This is a genomic window from Flavobacterium piscisymbiosum (assembly GCF_020905295.1).
Lineage (GTDB): Bacteria > Bacteroidota > Bacteroidia > Flavobacteriales > Flavobacteriaceae > Flavobacterium > Flavobacterium piscisymbiosum.
Window position 1 is genome coordinate 5387450 of the sequence record NZ_JAJJMM010000001.1, and the last position, 19154, is coordinate 5406603.

The following is a 19154-nucleotide window of genomic DNA, read 5'->3' on the forward strand; positions in this document are numbered from 1 at the left end:
AACGCTAACTTATTCCTCGCAAAGCCGCAAAGTTTATTTTTCTTTGCGGCTTTGTGGCTTTGCGAGATTAAATATAAAAAACCTTTGTGCATTTTGCGGTTAAATCTCCCCATTTCAGGTATTTAAATTCCCGCAATAGCTTTTATTTCATCTATAATTCGAAGAGCCAAAACATCTGCTTTTTCCTGCGAAGGAGCTTCAGTATAGATTCTGATGATTGGTTCTGTATTTGATTTTCTTAAATGAACCCATTCTGTAGCAAAATCAATTTTTACACCATCAATCGTTGTGATATCTTCGTTTTTATATTTTTCTGTCATGGCTACTAAAATCGCATCAACATCAATTTGTGGTGTTAATTCGATTTTGTTTTTACTCATATAATATTCAGGATATGAAGCACGCAATGCCGAAACTGATATTTTTTTGTTGGCCAAATGAGTCAGGAACAACGCCACTCCTACCAAACTATCGCGTCCGTAATGAGATTCTGGGTAAATAATTCCACCGTTACCTTCACCACCAATAATAGCATTGTTTTTCTTCATTAATGCTACTACGTTTACTTCTCCAACTGCGCTGGCTTCATATTTTCCGTCATGAGCTACAGTTACGTCACGCAAAGCACGTGATGATGACATATTTGAAACTGTATTTCCCGGAGTTTTACTCAAAACATAATCGGCGCAAGCCACTAATGTATATTCTTCTCCAAACATTTCTCCGTCTTCGCAAATAAAAGCCAAACGATCTACGTCCGGATCAACTACAACTCCCAGATCCGCTTTTTCTTTTACTACCAATTCAGAAATATCCGTTAAATGTTCTTTTAAAGGTTCCGGATTATGAGGGAAATGTCCGTTTGGTTCGCAGTATAATTTTACTACTTCAACGCCCATTAATTCTAATAATTTGGGAATAATAATTCCTCCTGATGAATTTACGCCATCAACCACTACTTTAAATTTTGCCGCTTTTACCGCTTCAACATCAACTAAAGGCAAATTCAGCACCTCGTCGATATGAATATCCATATAAGCATCATTTACCGTGATTTCGCCTAAACTGTCCACATCCGAGAAATCGAAAGCTTCAGCCTCGGCAATTTCAAGAATTTTAGCGCCTTCTTCTCCGCTTAAAAATTCTCCTTTTGAATTCAATAATTTTAAGGCATTCCATTGTTTTGGATTATGAGAAGCTGTCAGAATAATTCCACCATCTGCTTTTTCTAAAGGAACAGCCACTTCTACTGTAGGCGTAGTCGAAAGTCCAAGATCTATTACATTAATACCTAAACCTATTAAAGTATTTACAACCAGATTGTGAATCATTGGCCCTGAAATTCTGGCGTCGCGACCAATCACAACCGTCAATTTTTCTTTTGAAGTATTGTTTTTAAGAAAAGTACCGTATGCCGATGCAAATTTTACAGCATCAACAGGAGTCAGGTTATCTCCTACTTTTCCACCAATTGTTCCTCTTATTCCTGATATCGATTTTATTAAAGTCATTTTTATGAGTTATGGTTACCAATTACAAATATAGAAAAGTTACTAAGGTTCTTAATGACTAAGTGGCTAAGAATTTTAAAAAAAGGTTCTAAGTTGCTGAGATGCTAAGTTGCTAAGGTTTTTTAAAAAAGCTACTAAGATTTCAAAAAAAGGTTCTAAGTTGCTGAGATGCTAAGTTGCTAAGGTTTTTTAAAAAAGCTACTAAGATTTCAAAAAAAGGTTCTAAGTTGCTGAGATGCTAAGTTGCTAAGGTTTTTTAAAAAGCTGCTAAGATTAAAAAAAAAGGTTCTAAGTTGCTGAGATGCTAAGTTGCTAAGGTTTTTTAAAAAAGCTACTAAGATTTAAAAAAAAGGTTCTAAGTTGCTGAGATGCTAAGTTGCTAAGGTTTTTTTAAAAAAGCTACTAAGATTTTAAAAATAAACTAAAATGTTAAGTTTATGTTGTGAAGTCTTATTATAAAAGGATCTAAAAAAGTTTTCATACTTTTACTAAAATAACTTAGAATCTTTAACGCCTTAGAATCTTAGTGCCTGTAAAAACAAATTTGCAAAAAAACTTAGAATCTTAGCCACTTAGAACCTTAGAACCTTCAAAAAAATGAATTTCCTAGCCCACATTTATTTGTCCGGAGACAATGATTTAATTAAAATTGGCAACTTTATGGCCGATGGAATTCGCGGGAAACAATTTGAACATTTTCCTGATGAAGTTCAAAAAGGTATTATTTTGCATCGCTCGATAGACACTTACACAGATTCTCACGATGTTTTCAGACAAAGCACCAAACGTTTACATGAAAAATACCATCATTATGCCGGCGTTATTGTTGATATTGTTTACGACCATTTTTTAGCCAAAAACTGGAAAAAATATTCAGATGAAAAACTGGAAGATTTCATTAATCGATTCTACCAATCATTACATGAAAACTATGATATCCTTACCGAAAAAACACAAGGTCTAATGCCTTATATGATCGAAAGAAACTGGCTTTTGAGTTATCAAACCGTAGAAGGAATTCATAATATCCTGACTCAAATGGACCGAAGGTCTAAGAACCTATCAAAGATGCAGTTTGCAAGTGCAGAACTAGTAGAATTTTATACCGAATTCGAACAGGAATTCACCCTCTTTTTTGAAGATATAAAAGCGCATTCAAAACAAAAATTACTTTCCTTATAAAATCAACCCGATTCTATAAAACAAAACACGATTCTTTTTATGAAAAAAATAGTCTTTTTATTCAGCTTTATTTCTATATGTAGTTTTGCCCAACAAACTGCAAAACCAACCGGATTAGTAGCCACAAAAGCTATGGTGGTTTCGGCGCGCCAGGAAGCCTCTAAAGTGGGTGCGGAAATTATTCAAAAAGGCGGAAATGCATTTGACGCTATGGTTGCCACCGAATTAGCATTGGCAGTTGCATACCCTTACGCAGGAAATTTAGGTGGTGGCGGATTTATGGTTTACAGAAAAGCAAACGGCGAAGTGGGATCTTTAGATTATCGCGAAAAAGCGCCTTTGGCAGCAACAAAAGACATGTTTCTGGATAAAGACGGAAATGTTATAAAAGGTAAAAGTACCGAAACTGCTCTTGCCATTGGTGTTCCAGGAACTATTGCAGGAGTTTTTGCGGTTCATAAAAAATTAGGTTCTATGACCATGTCTGAAATTCTAAAACCTGTAATTGCGTTGGCAGAAAGAGGTGTTGTTGTAACCAAAAAACAAGAAAAAAGACTGCAGGATTATCATGATGCGATTGTAAAAATAAATGGTCCTAATACATTATTAGCGGGTAATTTTAAAGAAAATGATACCATAAAATATCCGGCTCTTGCCAATACTTTAAAACGCATTGCAAAAAACGGAAGAAACGAATTCTATAAAGGCGAAACGGCTAAAATCTTAGTGAATTATCTTCAGAAAAAAGGCGGAATTATAACGCTGAAAGATTTAGAGAAATACGAGGCCAAATGGAGAAAGCCATTACAATTTAATTACAAAGATTTAAAAATAACTTCGATGTCACCTCCAAGCAGCGGCGGAATCTGTCTGGCGCAAATCATGAAAATGATTGCTCCTTATGATTTAGCCAAAATGGGACATAACTCTGAAGAATCGATTCAGGTAATTGTTGAAGCTGAAAGAAGAGCTTACGCCGACAGAAGTCAGTTTTTGGGAGATCCTGATTTTGTAAAAATTCCCATTAACGGGTTATTATCTGATTCTTATTTAAAAGGCAGAATGTCATCTTTTGATACAAACAAAGCCAGTTTATCATCAGAAATAAAAGAAGGAAAAGTAAATTTTAATGAAAGTACCGAAACTACTCATTATTCGATTGTTGATGCACAAGGAAATGCCGTTGCTGCCACCACAACACTTAACGATGGTTACGGATCTAAATATTATTGTGATGAATTGGGTTTCTTTTTGAATAATGAAATGGACGATTTCAGCGCCAAACCGGGTTCTCCAAATATGTTTGGTCTGGTAGGAAATGAAGCGAACAGCATCGCACCACAAAAAAGAATGCTTAGTTCCATGACTCCAACAATTGTCGAGAAAAACGGTAAATTGTTTATGGTTGTAGGTTCTCCGGGAGGATCAACGATTATTACAAGTGTATTACAAGCTATTTTAAATGTTTACGAATACAATTTAAGCATGCAGGATGCTGTAAATGCGCCGCGTTTTCACCATCAATGGTTACCGGACTTAATTACTTTTGAGCCCAATGCTTTTGACAAAAATACTATCGACAAACTAAAAGCGAAAGGATATTTAATCAACGAAAAAACAACTCCGGTAATTGGTAAATTAGACTGTATATTAGTTTTACCAAATAACACTCTCGAAGGTGGCGCAGATTCCCGAGGAGACGATACAGCAGTTGGTTTTTAATTTAATTACAGATTTCTATTTAAAATTAAACATTATCAGCTAAATTTGTAGTTTACCTAACTTTTACAAACAGAATGCTAAAAAAATATTTCAGAAGACTCGAAAGCATCATCGCTTTGGCACAATCATTAATGACTCCAAAGCAGTTTATTTTTTTATCAAGTGTTTTAATTGGTGTTTCCTGCTCTTTGGCGGTAATTGTTCTTAAAACCTTTGCTCACAGCGTTTTCTCTTTTGCGACCTACATCAATGGTATTTTAAAACTAAGTTTCATTAATAGTATCCTTCCAATTGTGGGAATTGTGCTGACTGTTTTTGTGGTAAAAAGAGTTCTTAACGGAAGCATCGAAAAAGGAACTTCTCAGATTTTATATGCTGTTGCTAAAAAAGCAAGTATTATTCCAAGGAAACAAATGTACGCCCAAATTGTTACTAGTTCCTTAACAGTTGGTTTAGGAGGTTCTGCAGGTTTAGAAAGCCCTATCGTAATTACAGGAGCGGCATTTGGATCTAATTTTGCTCAAAATTTTAAATTACCCTATAAAGACAGAACATTGCTTATTGGATGCGGAGTTGCTGCGGGAATTTCTGCAGCTTTTAATGCGCCAATTGCCGGAGTTCTTTTTGCAATAGAAGTTTTATTAGTCGACGTAAGCATTTCGGCCTTTACGCCTATTATGATTTCTGCCGCGACCGGTGCTTTGGTTTCTGCTATCGTTTTGGATGAAACTATTTTATTATCGTTTAAAAAACAAGAAGCTTTTAACTATCATAATATCCCTTTTTATGTTCTGTTAGGAATTCTGACAGGTTTTATAGCCGTTTATTACGCTCGAAATTTCCAGAGAGTCGAACATTATTTTTCAAATTTAAAAGTGGGTCCTTATAGAAAAGCCTTAATTGGTTCTTCGTTATTGGCATTACTTATTTTTATATTTCCAACACTTTTTGGAGAGGGTTACGAAAGCATTAAAACCTTATCTGAAAGTGATCCCGGACAAATATTAGACAATACTTTATTTGCTGATTTTAGAAACAATCAATGGGTGCTGCTTCTTTTTGTGGGATGCACGATGATGGTAAAAGTATTCGCTTCAGGATTAACTCTTGGAAGCGGTGGTAACGGAGGGAATTTTGCTCCTTCCCTATTTTTAGGATCTTACTTAGGTTACTTTTTCTCGAAATTCATTAGCCTTATTGGTTTATCAAAATTACCTATCAGCAATTTTACAATGGTTGGAATGGCCGGTATCCTGAGCGGATTATTTCATGCACCGCTTACTGCCATTTTCTTAATCGCCGAAATTACCGGAGGTTATAGTTTGATGATTCCGCTGATGATTGTTTCCTCGATAAGTTTTGCTATTTCTAAACGTTTCGAAAAATATTCTCTTGATGTAAAAGGTTTGGCTAAAAAAGGTCACGCTTTTACGAGTAACAAAGACTCTAATATTCTTTCCACTTTAGATATTGATACTATTATTCAATGCGACTATTTAACGGTTCATCCGGATGAAAATTTAAGCAAACTGGTTGATCTTATTTCACACTCGAATCAGGTTGTTTTTGCGGTTGTTGATAATGAAAAAGATTTGGTTGGTGTGGTTCATTTTAATGATATTCGGGAAATTATATTCAACAACTATCGAGTTAAATATACTTTGATAAAAGATGTTATGAAAACACCTTTGGCAACGATTTCATCTAATGACAGCATGGAAATTGTGATGAAAAAATTCGAACTGTCAAAATCAGCTTTTCTTCCTGTTTTACGAAACGGAAAATATTTCGGATTTATTTCTAAGTCTATTGCACTTGAAGCTTACAGAACAAAGCTTCGTTCTATGACTATTGAGTAAGATTCAAACTATGATGACTAAATAAAAAAAACGCTGATTTTAATAAAAATCAGCGTTTTTTATTTATCTCAATATTTTTATTAGTTGTTAAGCTGTAAAATTACTTGTTCAAGTACATTGTTTTCTACATTTAAATTACAGTTTTCTAATTCTTGTTTTACAGCTGCTAAATCATAATTAGCACCGCTAAACTGAATGTGCGGCTGCAATGCTTTTTTTATAGAAATAAACCATTGCGCATTTTGATTAAAAGTATCACCAATACTTCTTAAACGATAACCCCTGTGACCTCCATGATCGTCTGCGTTATCATTAATCGCGATAAATTTTCCATTGAAACCTGTAAATTGAGCAATAAAAGTACCCTGAAGTTTAAAACCTATAATTTCATCACGGCCTACAGCGGTAATCCAATCTGCAGAATAGGGAGCCTGAGCCTGAAGATAATAATCTATATCATCCCGCACACTTGCATAAATAGTTTTGTTTATACAGCTGTTTACAGGCGACAATGAAATATGGTCATTATCTATTTTATTAAACTGCCATATTAAACCCGAAGTATAATTAGGATCACAATTTAATGAAGAATACAGCCAGTTACAGGTGACCTGCAGTTTTCCTTTTCCGGTTAGCGACACAATTTCGGCCTGCATAAAGGGGCCGGTATTTGAAGCAAGAAGTAACTCTTTTAAATTTCCGTTTTCTATTTTTATCATAGTTTTTTGTTTTAAAATGGGTTTGTCCAATATTGTTGCTGTCCGGCAGTCAGTGCCGGAAATCCAATACTTTCTTTCTGAATATTCTGCCAGCTTAAAATAGCTCCATCGATATTTAGCGACTGCAAAAAAGGAATTGTAACAATTATAGGCTGGGTTAATACAAAATTCAAATCATCAGTAATAGCGCTCCATGTTCCCGTAACATGTCCTGCCGCAGTTTCTAACTCATTGATGTTATTTCCTAAAGGTTCCCAAAATGTATCTAAAGTACCTTTGTATGAAGCCATTTGAGCATCGACAGTAACATTAAAATTTAAGAAATTAAGAACCGTAGTAGACAACTGATTAGACTGTGCCGCTATTGGTGCTGTATCTGTACTAAGTTTTTGCAGTAAATGGATGATTTCCTGCTTTAAAGAATCGGACACATTTTGACTGCCTGACTGAATTTCTTGTTTTACCTGCTCATTTAAACCGTTAAAATTAGAAATTGCCTGCGCAGCATAATCGGACAAAACCTTTGAATGTAAAATTAAACCGGAAAATGTACTGCTCTGCCATTGCTCACAACTACTGAGTAAGTTTGGATATCCTGCCAAAAGGCTGGAAATATAATCCTTTATATTTGTCGTGGCCAAAACCTGACCGACACGTTTATTGATTACTGTCCATTCTGCAACAGGTATTGTAAACAAATCACTAACTGAGCTGGAAGCTAAATTAATCATTGCTTAACTTTTTACGTACTAAAGCACTTTTTGCAGATCCAATTGCAGACCCTTCAAAAACCATCGTAATTTTAGAGATTTTAGAATAATCTACCCCTTTGTTATTTGAGGTTAAAGAAATACTCCATTCGCTAAATGGCGTAGGTTGAAAGTAAGCATACTTAACTTCTCTATCTACGGATCCATCGATTTGAACAACACCAAAAGTATCATTATCAAAATCCCAGTCTGAATTTTTATCGTGCTTAGAAACCATGTATTTAAATGTACGGGTAAGTTCTTTACTGCCAAACTGGTAATTTAAATCATTGTATCGATCCAGATAATTTCCTGCCGTGGTAATATTAATGAATACCGAATCATGATTAGGTTCTAAAATAATGCCTTCTAACCAAACTCTTATTTTTGATAAACGCACACGGTTCAGCCCTTCAAATTCGGGATTATCAAGAGGAAGCACCCAAGTCGTTTTTCCGGTAGTCTGTAATTCTTTCAGAACAGAAGCGGCTTTAATTTCAAAAAGCATATTGCTCATACTTTGTGGCGGCGGATTAAACTGATTTAAGGCATTTGCATTATCCATTGCAATTTTAGTTATATCCTCGATTCCGGCGTTTAAATTCTTAACCGGATCAATAATTTTGGGTTGTACCGATGAATTTCTCAAAGCCCAGTAAAAATAAGAAGCCTGATATGATTTTAAAGCCGAAAATAAAGAGCTCTTACTGTCTAAATATTTTTGATAGAATTGCTGCATCGTTTCTAACAGCAACGTATCACCAACTTTTAAATCGCTGACTAATTTTTCTAAATTTGCCTTCTTTTCTTTGGCATAATACAGTTGAAAAGTAATCGAAGCCACTTCTTGTCCCGCCTTAATTACCGCTAATTGAGAGGCAGAAAGAGACTGGCCGTAAATCACCATAATATCTAATTCCTGTTTGTATTCGGCAGCAAAACCAATTTCTTTTTTAATAGGATCTTCTAAAATATTATCTGCCTGAATTTTATAAACTTCCCATCCATCAGCAGCACTTAAATCTGCTCCTCCGGTAGTGTCGTCCATATCCTGAATTGCCTTCATTTGTTTTTTAGCTTCACTGATATTACCTGCAACTTCTTTAACAGCTTTGGCTAGTTCGTAAACTTTTTTAAGCACTTCAACCAGTTTTTTTAATGATGCCATCGAATCTGAAAGGATTTTTGCTGTCTTGGCAATATCTTTTGCAGTATCGGCTGCTGCTGCAACGGCTTTTGCACTATCAACAGCACCAGTTACGGCAGCAGGCGCAGCGGCAGGATCTCCGGCGGCAACCATAGCAATTCCGGCGCCAAAAGTAACAACAGCGCTCACTAAAGTGATAACTGCTTTAATAATCTGCTCTCTTTCGTAATCCGGAATTCCTATTTGCTCAAATTTTGCCCCAACGTTACTTACTTTAATCTGTTGCTTACTTAAATTAACATGTGCTTTATTAGAAGCAGAAACGGCATTTTTGTAATTTTCATTAGCCTGAGCAAGTAAAGAATTTACAAAGTCTATTTCGCTTTGCGCATTATTCACCATCGTTTTAGCTATTGCAATATTCTCAGCAGTCAAAACTTCCTGCGTACTCAAATGCATATAATCATTTTCATACTTAGCCGCGTCCTGAGAAAAAGCCTTCGCCAGCATTGTATAAATATCTGATGTTAAATAAGGCACAAAAGCAGCTCCGTTTACTGCAGCATTGATCTGAGAATTTAACAAAGTTGCTGTGCTTGTGCTGCGATAAAACAGCTCTTCCATTTCAGGACTTTGCGCTGCCCAACTTTTCACCCATAAAAATATAGACAGTGCTAATTTTGGGTCCTGATCGTATAATAATGATGCATAAATAAAAGCATTATTTAGATACAAAAGCATATTTCCCGGCAATTGAAAACCTAATCCCTGTTCCAATTTAATAGCATTACTTACTGGGTTTCCTTCGCTATTATTAATGATAATTCCGGGAGAAACATTGACCTGCGAAATATTAAATAATACAGGCTGGTCTTTGGTATTTTTTATGGCCGAAACTGTAATGGTACCCGCCATTTCTACAGCAAAAACAATAACCTGAGCAGTATTTGTTTTTTGGTAATCTAAAATAATCGTCGAATTGTCTGTAACCTCAATGCGGCGTGCATAAATAATAAGTCCGGCAGCATCAAGCAATACATTTGTAAAATCGCCTACATGAAGTACATCAGCGTAAATAGTAATTTGCGACGGACTAAAACCAGACGTACGAATGCTTTCGGTTATTGTTCCTAAGTCCAAATACATATCTCTAAAAACTGCATAATTTTTGTCAATTATCGTAATTGCAGCATTCGGGACATTTCCTTTCTCTTTTAATTTACTATAAAAAGAGGACCAATCTACAACTTGTGCAGATTGGTTTATAAGAGTGTTATCAGTTAACATGTCAATTATTTTTGAACAGTTACATACGCATGTAAACGATAAGCCTGAGCTAAATCTCCCACTTCTGTCCACTCATTAATAGCTGTTTGAACTCCAAGATTCATGATAATTGGCAGTGCTTCGGCGATATTGGTATCAATAGTCTGAATAATATTATTCAAGTCATCAGAAATTGCCCCCCAAACTCCCTGAATTTTTTGGATGATAGGCAAGGCTGCTTCAATTTTTCCTAAAATATCAGTAATACTAGAAGTTGCAGTAGTAATATTGATGATTAACTGTGCATCTGCAGCTAGCTCTGCACTCATCGTATTAATTTGCTGTTGTGCCGCCCTTACTCTTTCAAGTGCTTTTACAGCTTTATCTCCATAAACACCGGCAACAATCGCAGCTGCAACAGTTCCAAAAGGCCATACCCAGGCATAAGTTGGTGTAGTCGCGGCCACAATTACATCATGGTCATATTCTTCATTTGCTGCCTTCAAAACCAATTTTTGAGCTTCGATTTCTTTAGACAGCCTGATGACATCTTCACTGCTTTCACCATATTTATCTTTGTATTCCTTTTGTAGGCCTCCTTTTCCGTCAGAACCATTTAAAACTACTTTATCTGCCTGTGTCTGTGTTGCAAAAGTCTGGATTTTCTCTGCGACTTCTTTCGCTTTGTCATGATGACTTGAAGCTGATTTTGAAAGTACTCCCAAAATGGCTGTCAGTTCATCTTTAGCTTCTTTATCATCAGGATTTGCAGTTAGTTTTTTTGCCAATGGTAAAATGGGTGCATAATAAATAGGTGCTTGCTGTGCATAATTATAAATATCTGATGCCAGCGAAACACTTTTAGGAAAAGTATCAGTCTGCCAGCTTGTAACATGCGTGTTAATGGTTCCATAAGCACTGATTAATGGTTTAAACGGAGTCATATCCCCGGGTGCGCCTGACCCTAATAAAGTTTTAAACGCTGCATCTGTCGTAGGCAGAGCCAAAGCATTTATTACGTAGGTTTGAATTGTAAACCATTCGGAAGCAGAAAGAATAAATGCTGGTCCGCCTTTAACTGATGACTGGGCAATTACGCCAGGTCCCATGTCTAATGTCTGAGTTGTGTTTGATAAGTTCATGATTTTTTAGGGTTTATGTTAATAATTTTCGATTCAAATTCTTGCAAGAATAAAATGTACATATCTAATAAACAAATAATTACACCTTAATCAATAGTAAATTTAAAACGATATAAAGCATGAAGTTTTAATAATGTCATAAAAGCTAGAATAATTGTCATGAACCGATTAAAAAACCTACAGGAGATTTATTGTTTTTGTTACTATTTGTAACATAAAGTTTTGCTATCGAGCACAAAAAGAATAAATCAAAGTGGTAACTTTGCGTTTTGCTCAAAATTATGTTAGAAAAAGACAATACAATTGAAGTTCTTGGTGCAAGAGTTCATAATCTAAAAAATATAGATATTTCTATTCCGCGTGAAAAACTGGTGGTTATTACCGGTTTATCAGGTTCGGGAAAATCCTCTTTGGCCTTTGATACCATTTATGCCGAGGGGCAACGTCGTTATGTAGAAACTTTTTCGGCTTATGCCAGACAGTTTCTTGGCGGATTAGAACGTCCTGATGTAGACAAAATTGACGGACTTTCGCCAGTAATTGCGATCGAACAAAAAACAACGAGTAAGAGTCCGCGTTCAACCGTTGGAACTATTACAGAAATATACGATTTCCTAAGACTTCTTTACGCTCGTGGTGCTGACGCTTATAGTTACAACACAGGCGAAAAAATGGTTTCGTATTCTGATGAGCAAATCAAAGATTTGATTATTCAGGATTTTAAAGGGAAAAGAATCAATATTCTCGCACCGGTAATTCGAGCCAGAAAAGGGCATTATGCAGAGTTATTCCAGCAAATAACCAAACAAGGTTTCCTTAAAGTTCGTGTAAATGGCGAAGTACAGGATTTGGTTTCCGGAATGAAACTGGATCGTTATAAAACACACGATATCGAGATTGTAGTCGACAGAATGTTGATCGAAGATACCGAAGACAATCAAAAAAGATTATCTGAAAGTATCAATACCGCCATGCATCATGGCGAAAATGTTTTGATGATTTTAGATCAGGACACCAATGAAGTTCGTTATTTCAGTAGAAACTTAATGTGTCCTACAACAGGAATTTCGTATCAAAACCCAGAACCAAATTTATTCTCTTTCAACTCTCCAAAAGGAGCTTGTCCGCATTGTAACGGATTGGGAACCGTTCACGAAATCAATATCAAAAAGATTATTCCAAATCCTAAATTATCGATAAAAGCAGGAGGTTTTGCTCCGCTTGGCGAATATAAATCATCCTGGATTTTTAAACAGCTGGAAGTTATTGGAGAGAAATTTAGCTTCAAGATAACAGATCCGATTGAGAAAATTCCGGAAGAAGCCATGACCATGATTTTGCATGGTGGGAAAGATAAATTCGTTGTTAATTCTAAAGATTTAGGAGTTACACGCGACTATAAAATAGATTTTGAAGGAATCTCGCATTTTATCAAAAATCAGTTTGACGAAACTTCTTCGACCACTATAAAACGTTGGGCAAAAGATTTTATGGATGAAGTAAATTGTCCGGTTTGTGATGGTTCGCGTTTGAAAAAAGAAGCTTTATTTTTTAAAATAAACGGAAAAAATATCGTCGAATTATGCGATATGGATATTTCTGATCTGACTGTTTGGTTCCAGGATTTAAACAAACATTTATCAGACAAACAACTTTTAATCGCTTCAGAAGTAGTAAAAGAAATCAAAGACCGTTTGAATTTCCTTATGAATGTTGGTTTGAATTATTTGGCTTTAAGCCGAAGTTCAAAATCACTTTCGGGTGGTGAAGCACAACGTATTCGATTAGCGACTCAAATTGGTTCGCAATTAGTTGGTGTTTTATATATTCTGGACGAGCCAAGTATTGGTTTACATCAAAGAGACAATGAAAAACTAATTCATTCTTTGGAACAATTACGTGACATAGGAAACTCGGTTATTGTGGTAGAACACGATAAAGACATGATCGAACGTGCTGATTATGTTATTGATATTGGCCCAAAAGCAGGTAAATACGGAGGAGAAATCATCAGTATTGGAACTCCTGCAGAAACTTTAAAATCAGATACAATTACCGCTCAGTATTTGAACGGTAAAATGAAATTAGAGATTCCAAAAGAACGCCGTAAAGGAAATGGAAAATTCCTTAAACTAACCGGAGCAACCGGAAACAACTTAAAGAATGTTTCGATCGAATTGCCTTTAGGACAATTAATTTGCGTTACGGGAGTTTCAGGAAGTGGAAAATCGACTTTGATCAACGAAACGCTCTACCCTATTTTGAATGCGTATTATTTTAATGGTGTAAAAAAACCGCAACCTTATAAAAAGATTGAAGGTCTTGAACATATTGATAAAGTAATTGATATCGATCAAAGTCCGATTGGGAGAACGCCACGTTCGAATCCGGCGACTTATACAGAAGTTTTTACCGAAATTAGAAACTTGTTTACCATGACTTCTGAAAGTATGATTCGTGGTTACAAAGCGGGTCGTTTTAGTTTTAACGTAAAAGGCGGACGTTGCGAAACCTGCGAAGGTTCCGGTGTGAGAACTATCGAAATGAACTTTCTACCGGATGTTTATGTAGAATGCGAAACCTGTCAGGGAAAACGTTTTAACAGAGAAACATTGGAGATCCGATACAAAGGAAAATCAATTTCGGATGTATTGAATATGACGGTTGATGAAGCGGTTCCGTTTTTTGAAAACATTCCGAAGATTTATCGAAAAGTAAAAACAATTCAGGATGTTGGGTTAGGATATATCACACTTGGTCAGCAAAGTACAACACTTTCTGGTGGTGAAGCCCAACGTATCAAACTCGCAGGAGAATTGTCTAAAAAAGATACCGGAAATACGTTTTATATTCTGGACGAACCTACAACCGGATTGCACTTTGAAGATATTCGTGTTCTAATGGACGTGATTAACAAATTGGTAGACAAAGGAAACACAATCTTGGTTATCGAGCACAATATGGACGTGATAAAACTTGCTGATTATGTTATTGATATTGGTCCAGAAGGTGGAAAAGGCGGCGGACAATTAATCGCCAAGGGAACTCCGGAAGAAGTGGCGAAAAATAAAAAAAGCTATACGGCTAAGTTTTTGAAAAAAGAGTTAGAATAAAATATATCTACAAAATGGACGGATTAAAATACATCTCTACAAAATTGATCGAGCCGAAAGCTCTTTTAAATTTTTGAACATTCATAAAAAAATTCATGAAACAAGAACTAGAAATCCCTGAAGAACAAAAACAAATAGTTTTAAAGAGAATTGAAAAAAGCAGAATTTCACCTGAAAGAATGTTAGATTGGGATGAAGTTTCAAATAGTCTAGTTGTAAATCTGATCAATTAAAGTAATTATCTCTATTAAAGTTCCGGAGGAACAACCAATTTTGTAGCAACGGATTCTAATCCGTTGCTACAAAATTACATAGCAAAACTAGTCTCCTGATTAACTAGATTGTGAAAGTAAACAGATAGAGAATTGGCGATTTTGCTTACGGAGTTTCTTGCGGAGATCCCTCGTTCCTCGGGATGACAAGATTGTGGTTGTGGATGACGAAAAATGATTAAAACCAATCTATTAATATCACAAAATATCGAAATCATTATTATGCCTATCAACTTATTGATAATGAATCTCCAACCAAAAACATTCATACAGAAATGTTACATTTAAATTAATAAATCCCCATTTCTGTAACAATTCTCGAAAAAAGCAGTAATTTAGTACGCCCTTTTTGTCAAAGTTTTTGATTTTGGCAATTTTTTATGGGCTAAAAACAATGTTTCAATTGAAAACTGGTGCCCTAGCCCTGATGGGAGCGGCATCTCCCGATTTAGAAAAACAAGGCTTTTTAGCCGTAGTTTTTGTTTATCGGGAATACAGTGGACAGCAGGATTAAGCTCCTCACTCCGACTATGATCAGTATAACAATGTGACTCACTCAGGATGACAATTTAAAAACGACACAGCTAAAAATAAAAATATAAATAATTAAAATACCTAAAATGAGATTAGAAGATTTTGATAATGATGAGGACAAAGTAATTCAGGACCGTTTGAAACAAAAAACGTGGAATGAAATTAGAACAAATGATAGCTGGGCTATTTTTAAAATCATGGCCGAATTTGTAAACGGTTACGAAAGCATGGGACGTATTGGTCCGTGTGTATCTATTTTTGGTTCGGCGAGAACAAAACCGGACGATAAATACTATTTATTGGCAGAAAAAATTGCTTACAAAATCAGTAAAGCTGGTTACGGTGTGATCACAGGAGGGGGCCCCGGAATCATGGAAGCTGGTAATAAAGGTGCGCATTTAGGAGGCGGAATTTCGGTGGGATTAAATATCGAATTGCCTTTTGAACAACACTTTAACCCGTATATCGATCACGATAAAAACCTGAATTTCGATTATTTCTTTGTGAGAAAAGTAATGTTCGTAAAATATTCGCAAGGTTTTGTGGTAATGCCAGGAGGTTTTGGAACTCTTGACGAAATGTTTGAAGCGATTACGTTGATTCAGACCAAGAAAATCGGGAAATTCCCAATTATATTAGTTGGTGTTGAATTCTGGTCAGGATTGATCGAATGGGTAAAAACAGTTTTGGTAGAAAAAATGCATACTGTTAGTCCAGAGGATTTGAACTTATTTAAGATCGTTGACACTGAAGATGAAGTGGTTGATGTATTGGATAAATTCTACAAGAAATACGATTTAAGTCCTAATTTCTAATATTTTTTTTACCATATAAGTTATATAAGTTCATTTAAAAATGTCGCATAAAGCGTAAACTTAAATTTCCATATTTCACTTTATATGGTGAAATAATTATAAAATCTTACAAAAAATTAAAGCTGTTTTTTTAAACAGCTTTTTTTATGCTATTTTTACAAAAAACCAAAACAACTGAACACTCGTAACTTAAGTTATATATTAATTATCCCAAGCAATCATTGAAACTATTATATAAAGTCATATTCTTCGTTTTTGTTTTGATGAGCTCATTAAAACAATACGCACAACATCAGTCTAAGATGGAGGTGGCGGTTAATCTCGAGCTAAAAACACTGAATGTAAAACAGGATATTACCTATTATAATACCTCTAATGATTCTTTGATTTCGATTGTTTTGAACGATTGGAATAATGCATTCTCTGGAAAGAATACACCATTGGCCAAAAGATTTTCGGATGAGTTTTATAGAGGTTTTCACCTAGCGAAAGCTGCAGAAAGAGGAAATACTACTATTTTGAATTTGACAGATTCAGATAATATGGCACTTGAATGGGAAAGAACGGAAAAGAATCCCGATTTTGTGGTCGTAAAACTAAACCGAAAATTATATCCCGGAGAGAAAATTGATTTACATCTTGTTTATATTTCAAAAATCCCGAGTGATAAATTTACTCGTTATGGCTTTGATCAAAATGGCGGAATGAATCTAAAAAACTGGTTCTTAAGCCCTGCGCGTTTTGAGAATCATCGTTTTATGAAATACAATAACTATAATCTGGACGATATTGCAAACGCAAGTACGGATTATGAAATTTCTATAAAAATCCCCAATCAATACTCGATTACTACCGATTTGAACTCGGTGTCCGAAGACGCGACAAATTCATTATTTAAAACCTACTCTTATTCCGGAGCCAACAGAACTGATTTTAATTTGTTTATCGAAAAGCAAAATAATTTTGTAAGCTATGACAATGGTTCGCTGGAAGTACTTACAAATCTTAAAAACAAAAAACTTAGCGAAGTTCAGAAAGCCATTATTATAAATAGAGTCGTAACTTTTGCCAGCGCTTTTATAGGTAAATATCCGCATCAAAAAATTACTGTTTCTCAGGTAGATTATGACCGAAATCCGTTTTATGGACTCAATCAGTTACCGTCATTTATTAGTCCGTTTTCTGATGATTTTATATTTGAAATCACCTTTTTAAAAACGTATCTGAATAATTATTTAAAAAATAGTTTAAAACTAGATCCGCGAAAAGACAATTGGGTGTATGACGGAATCCAGATTTATACCATGATGCAATACATGGAGGAAAACCATAGGGATCAAAAAATGCTAGGAAGACTTTCTAATATGAAACTCTTTAAAAGTTACAATATTACCAATCTTACTTTCAACGAGCAATACAGCTATTATTATATGCTGATGGCCCGCAAAAATCTGGACCAACCGCTTGGGGACCCAAAAAACACCTTGATAAAATTCAACGAGCAAATTGCCAGTAAATATCGCGCAGGATTAAGTCTGAGTTATTTAGATGATTATCTGAATCATGATATTGTTCCTGAAAGTGTACAGGAATTTTACAACCTAAATAAAACCGAACAAACCAATCGTTATGATTTTGAAAAAATACTAACTAAAAATAGCGCTAAAAATATTGATTGGTTTTTTAATACTATTATCGACTCGAGAGATATTATCGATTATAAATTTTCGAATGTTTTGAGAACAAAAGACAGTGTTCAGTTTCAGATCAAAAATAAAACCGATAACTTTGTTCCCATTCCGGTTTATGGACTTAAGAAAAACGAAGTCGTTTTTAAAAAATGGATTGAACCCAAAAACACGGATTCTATTTATGAATTCGATCGTAAAAATGCTGATAAAATTGTACTGAATTACGATAATGAAGTTCCTGAATACAACCAGAGAAACAACTGGAAATCGCTGAAAAGTGTTGTAATAACGAATCGTCCTATCAAGTTTAATTTTGCCAAAGACTTAGAAGATCCCTATTACAACCAAATTTTATACATTCCTACGCTTACTTATAATTTGTACGATGGTTTTACGCCGGGAATTCGTTTTCATAACAAAACGATTCTGGATAAACCTTTTACTTTTGATATTAATCCTGCTTATTCTATAAAGGCCGGAACAATTTCAGGTTCGTCAGCGTTTGTGTACAATCAATATTACAGAAACAGTACACTTTATAATGTGAGATATTCTGTGAGTCAGAATTATTTTCATTATGCGCCTGATGCAACCTATTTAAGATTGAATCCGATGGTTCAGTTTAGAATTCGCGAAGAGAATTTTAGAGACAATCGAAAACAACTTATTATGTTTCGACAAGTCATTGTAAATCGTGAAGCCAGTCAGTATATAACCGATAATTCTAAACCCAATTATTCTGTTTTTAATGCGCGTTATTCGAATACCAAAACCGAATTAATCGATCATTTTAGTTTTATGACCGATGTGCAATTTGGCGGAAACTTTGGTAAAGTTGCCGGAGAGGTAGAATATCGACGATTATTTGAAAACAACCATAAACTGAATTTAAGATTGTACGCCGGAAGTTTTTTATACAACACAACAAATTCAGATTATTTTAGTTTTGGTTTAGACCGTCCAACCGATTATATGTTCGATTATAATTTTTACGGACGATCAGAAAGTACCGGATTTTTTAGTCAGCAATATGTTATGGCCGAAGGTGGTTTTAAATCGAAACTAGCCCCAGCCTACGCCAATCAATGGATGACAGCATTAAACGCCAGTTATTCGGTCTGGAACTGGATTGAGGTTTACGGCGATATTGGGTTTATGAAAAATAAACACCAAAGTGAGAATTTTGTTTATGATAGCGGTATCAGATTAAATTTGGTTCCGGATTATTTTGAACTTTATTTCCCTGTTTACTCGAATAACGGATGGGAAATTTCTCAAAACAAATACAACGAAAAAATACGATTTGTAATCACACTTTCGCCAAAAACATTAGTTAATCTTTTTACTAGAAAATGGTTTTAATTGAATAAATTTTAAAGAAAAACATGCGATATTATCAATAAATTACATTTTATTGTAAAAATAACCCAAA

General features: G+C 35.0%; 12 protein-coding genes. 7 read left to right on the forward strand and 5 right to left on the reverse strand.

The features are described from left to right. Positions 1-122 precede the first annotated feature (122 nt). On the reverse strand, positions 123-1511 hold the full coding sequence (glmM, locus tag LNP81_RS22710) for a phosphoglucosamine mutase (RefSeq protein ID WP_230039562.1): 1389 nt from the start codon (positions 1509-1511) through the stop codon (positions 123-125). A gap of 597 nt (positions 1512-2108) precedes the next feature. Between glmM and LNP81_RS22715 the strand changes: the two genes are divergently transcribed. From LNP81_RS22715 to LNP81_RS22725, 3 genes are all read left to right on the forward strand, one after another. Next, the gene (locus tag LNP81_RS22715; RefSeq protein ID WP_230039563.1) at positions 2109-2693 is read left to right on the forward strand and encodes an acyl carrier protein phosphodiesterase; all 585 of its coding nucleotides are present in this window, start codon (positions 2109-2111) and stop codon (positions 2691-2693) included. 39 nt (positions 2694-2732) lie between these two features. Beyond that, entirely contained in the window at positions 2733-4415 is a 1683-nt protein-coding gene (gene ggt / locus LNP81_RS22720; protein ID WP_230039564.1) for a gamma-glutamyltransferase, read from the forward strand. 74 nt (positions 4416-4489) lie between these two features. Then, positions 4490-6274 carry a chloride channel protein gene (locus LNP81_RS22725; protein ID WP_230039565.1) on the forward strand — a complete coding sequence of 595 codons (1785 nt, stop codon included), beginning with the start codon at positions 4490-4492 and terminating at the stop codon, positions 6272-6274. Between the two features lie 80 nt (positions 6275-6354). Here LNP81_RS22725 and LNP81_RS22730 read toward each other — a convergent pair whose 3' ends face one another. Genes LNP81_RS22730 through LNP81_RS22745 form a run of 4 tightly spaced genes read right to left on the reverse strand, consistent with a single transcriptional unit; the run spans position 6355 to position 11297 of the window. Further along, positions 6355-6993, reverse strand: a complete 639-nt coding sequence (locus LNP81_RS22730; protein WP_230039566.1) for a hypothetical protein — start codon at positions 6991-6993, stop codon at positions 6355-6357. Between the two features lie 11 nt (positions 6994-7004). Then, positions 7005-7724, reverse strand: coding sequence for a hypothetical protein (locus tag LNP81_RS22735; RefSeq protein WP_230039567.1), 720 nt, complete (start codon positions 7722-7724; stop codon positions 7005-7007). Continuing rightward, positions 7717-10176: a hypothetical protein gene (locus LNP81_RS22740; protein WP_230039568.1), complete on the reverse strand. Its 2460-nt coding sequence runs from the start codon at positions 10174-10176 to the stop codon at positions 7717-7719. The genes LNP81_RS22735 and LNP81_RS22740 overlap by 8 nt, the downstream gene beginning before the upstream one ends. A gap of 5 nt (positions 10177-10181) precedes the next feature. Beyond that, entirely contained in the window at positions 10182-11297 is a 1116-nt protein-coding gene (locus LNP81_RS22745; protein WP_230039569.1) for an alpha-xenorhabdolysin family binary toxin subunit A, read from the reverse strand. A 281-nt stretch (positions 11298-11578) separates the two neighbouring features. Between LNP81_RS22745 and uvrA the strand changes: the two genes are divergently transcribed. From uvrA to LNP81_RS22765, 4 genes are all read left to right on the forward strand, one after another. Then, positions 11579-14410 carry an excinuclease ABC subunit UvrA gene (gene uvrA, locus LNP81_RS22750; RefSeq protein ID WP_230039570.1) on the forward strand — a complete coding sequence of 944 codons (2832 nt, stop codon included), beginning with the start codon at positions 11579-11581 and terminating at the stop codon, positions 14408-14410. A 95-nt stretch (positions 14411-14505) separates the two neighbouring features. After that, positions 14506-14643, forward strand: a complete 138-nt coding sequence (locus LNP81_RS22755; RefSeq protein WP_230039571.1) for a hypothetical protein — start codon at positions 14506-14508, stop codon at positions 14641-14643. Positions 14644-15302: 659 nt separating this feature from the next. Further along, on the forward strand, positions 15303-16031 hold the full coding sequence (locus LNP81_RS22760; RefSeq protein ID WP_065448388.1) for an LOG family protein: 729 nt from the start codon (positions 15303-15305) through the stop codon (positions 16029-16031). 302 nt (positions 16032-16333) lie between these two features. After that, the gene (locus LNP81_RS22765; protein WP_230040940.1) at positions 16334-19084 is read left to right on the forward strand and encodes a gluzincin family metallopeptidase; all 2751 of its coding nucleotides are present in this window, start codon (positions 16334-16336) and stop codon (positions 19082-19084) included. Positions 19085-19154: the final 70 nt, after the last annotated feature.

Excerpts from the sequence above, each read along its gene's own strand:
- glmM (WP_230039562.1), bottom strand. The coding sequence starts at position 1,511 with ATGACTTTAATAAAATCGATATCAGGAATAAGAGGAACAATTGGTGGA.
- LNP81_RS22715 (WP_230039563.1), top strand. The coding sequence starts at position 2,109 with ATGAATTTCCTAGCCCACATTTATTTGTCCGGAGACAATGATTTAATT.
- ggt (WP_230039564.1), top strand. The coding sequence starts at position 2,733 with ATGAAAAAAATAGTCTTTTTATTCAGCTTTATTTCTATATGTAGTTTT.
- LNP81_RS22725 (WP_230039565.1), top strand. The coding sequence starts at position 4,490 with ATGCTAAAAAAATATTTCAGAAGACTCGAAAGCATCATCGCTTTGGCA.
- LNP81_RS22730 (WP_230039566.1), bottom strand. The coding sequence starts at position 6,993 with ATGATAAAAATAGAAAACGGAAATTTAAAAGAGTTACTTCTTGCTTCA.
- LNP81_RS22735 (WP_230039567.1), bottom strand. The coding sequence starts at position 7,724 with ATGATTAATTTAGCTTCCAGCTCAGTTAGTGATTTGTTTACAATACCT.
- LNP81_RS22740 (WP_230039568.1), bottom strand. The coding sequence starts at position 10,176 with ATGTTAACTGATAACACTCTTATAAACCAATCTGCACAAGTTGTAGAT.
- LNP81_RS22745 (WP_230039569.1), bottom strand. The coding sequence starts at position 11,297 with ATGAACTTATCAAACACAACTCAGACATTAGACATGGGACCTGGCGTA.
- uvrA (WP_230039570.1), top strand. The coding sequence starts at position 11,579 with ATGTTAGAAAAAGACAATACAATTGAAGTTCTTGGTGCAAGAGTTCAT.
- LNP81_RS22755 (WP_230039571.1), top strand. The coding sequence starts at position 14,506 with ATGAAACAAGAACTAGAAATCCCTGAAGAACAAAAACAAATAGTTTTA.
- LNP81_RS22760 (WP_065448388.1), top strand. The coding sequence starts at position 15,303 with ATGAGATTAGAAGATTTTGATAATGATGAGGACAAAGTAATTCAGGAC.
- LNP81_RS22765 (WP_230040940.1), top strand. The coding sequence starts at position 16,334 with ATGGAGGTGGCGGTTAATCTCGAGCTAAAAACACTGAATGTAAAACAG.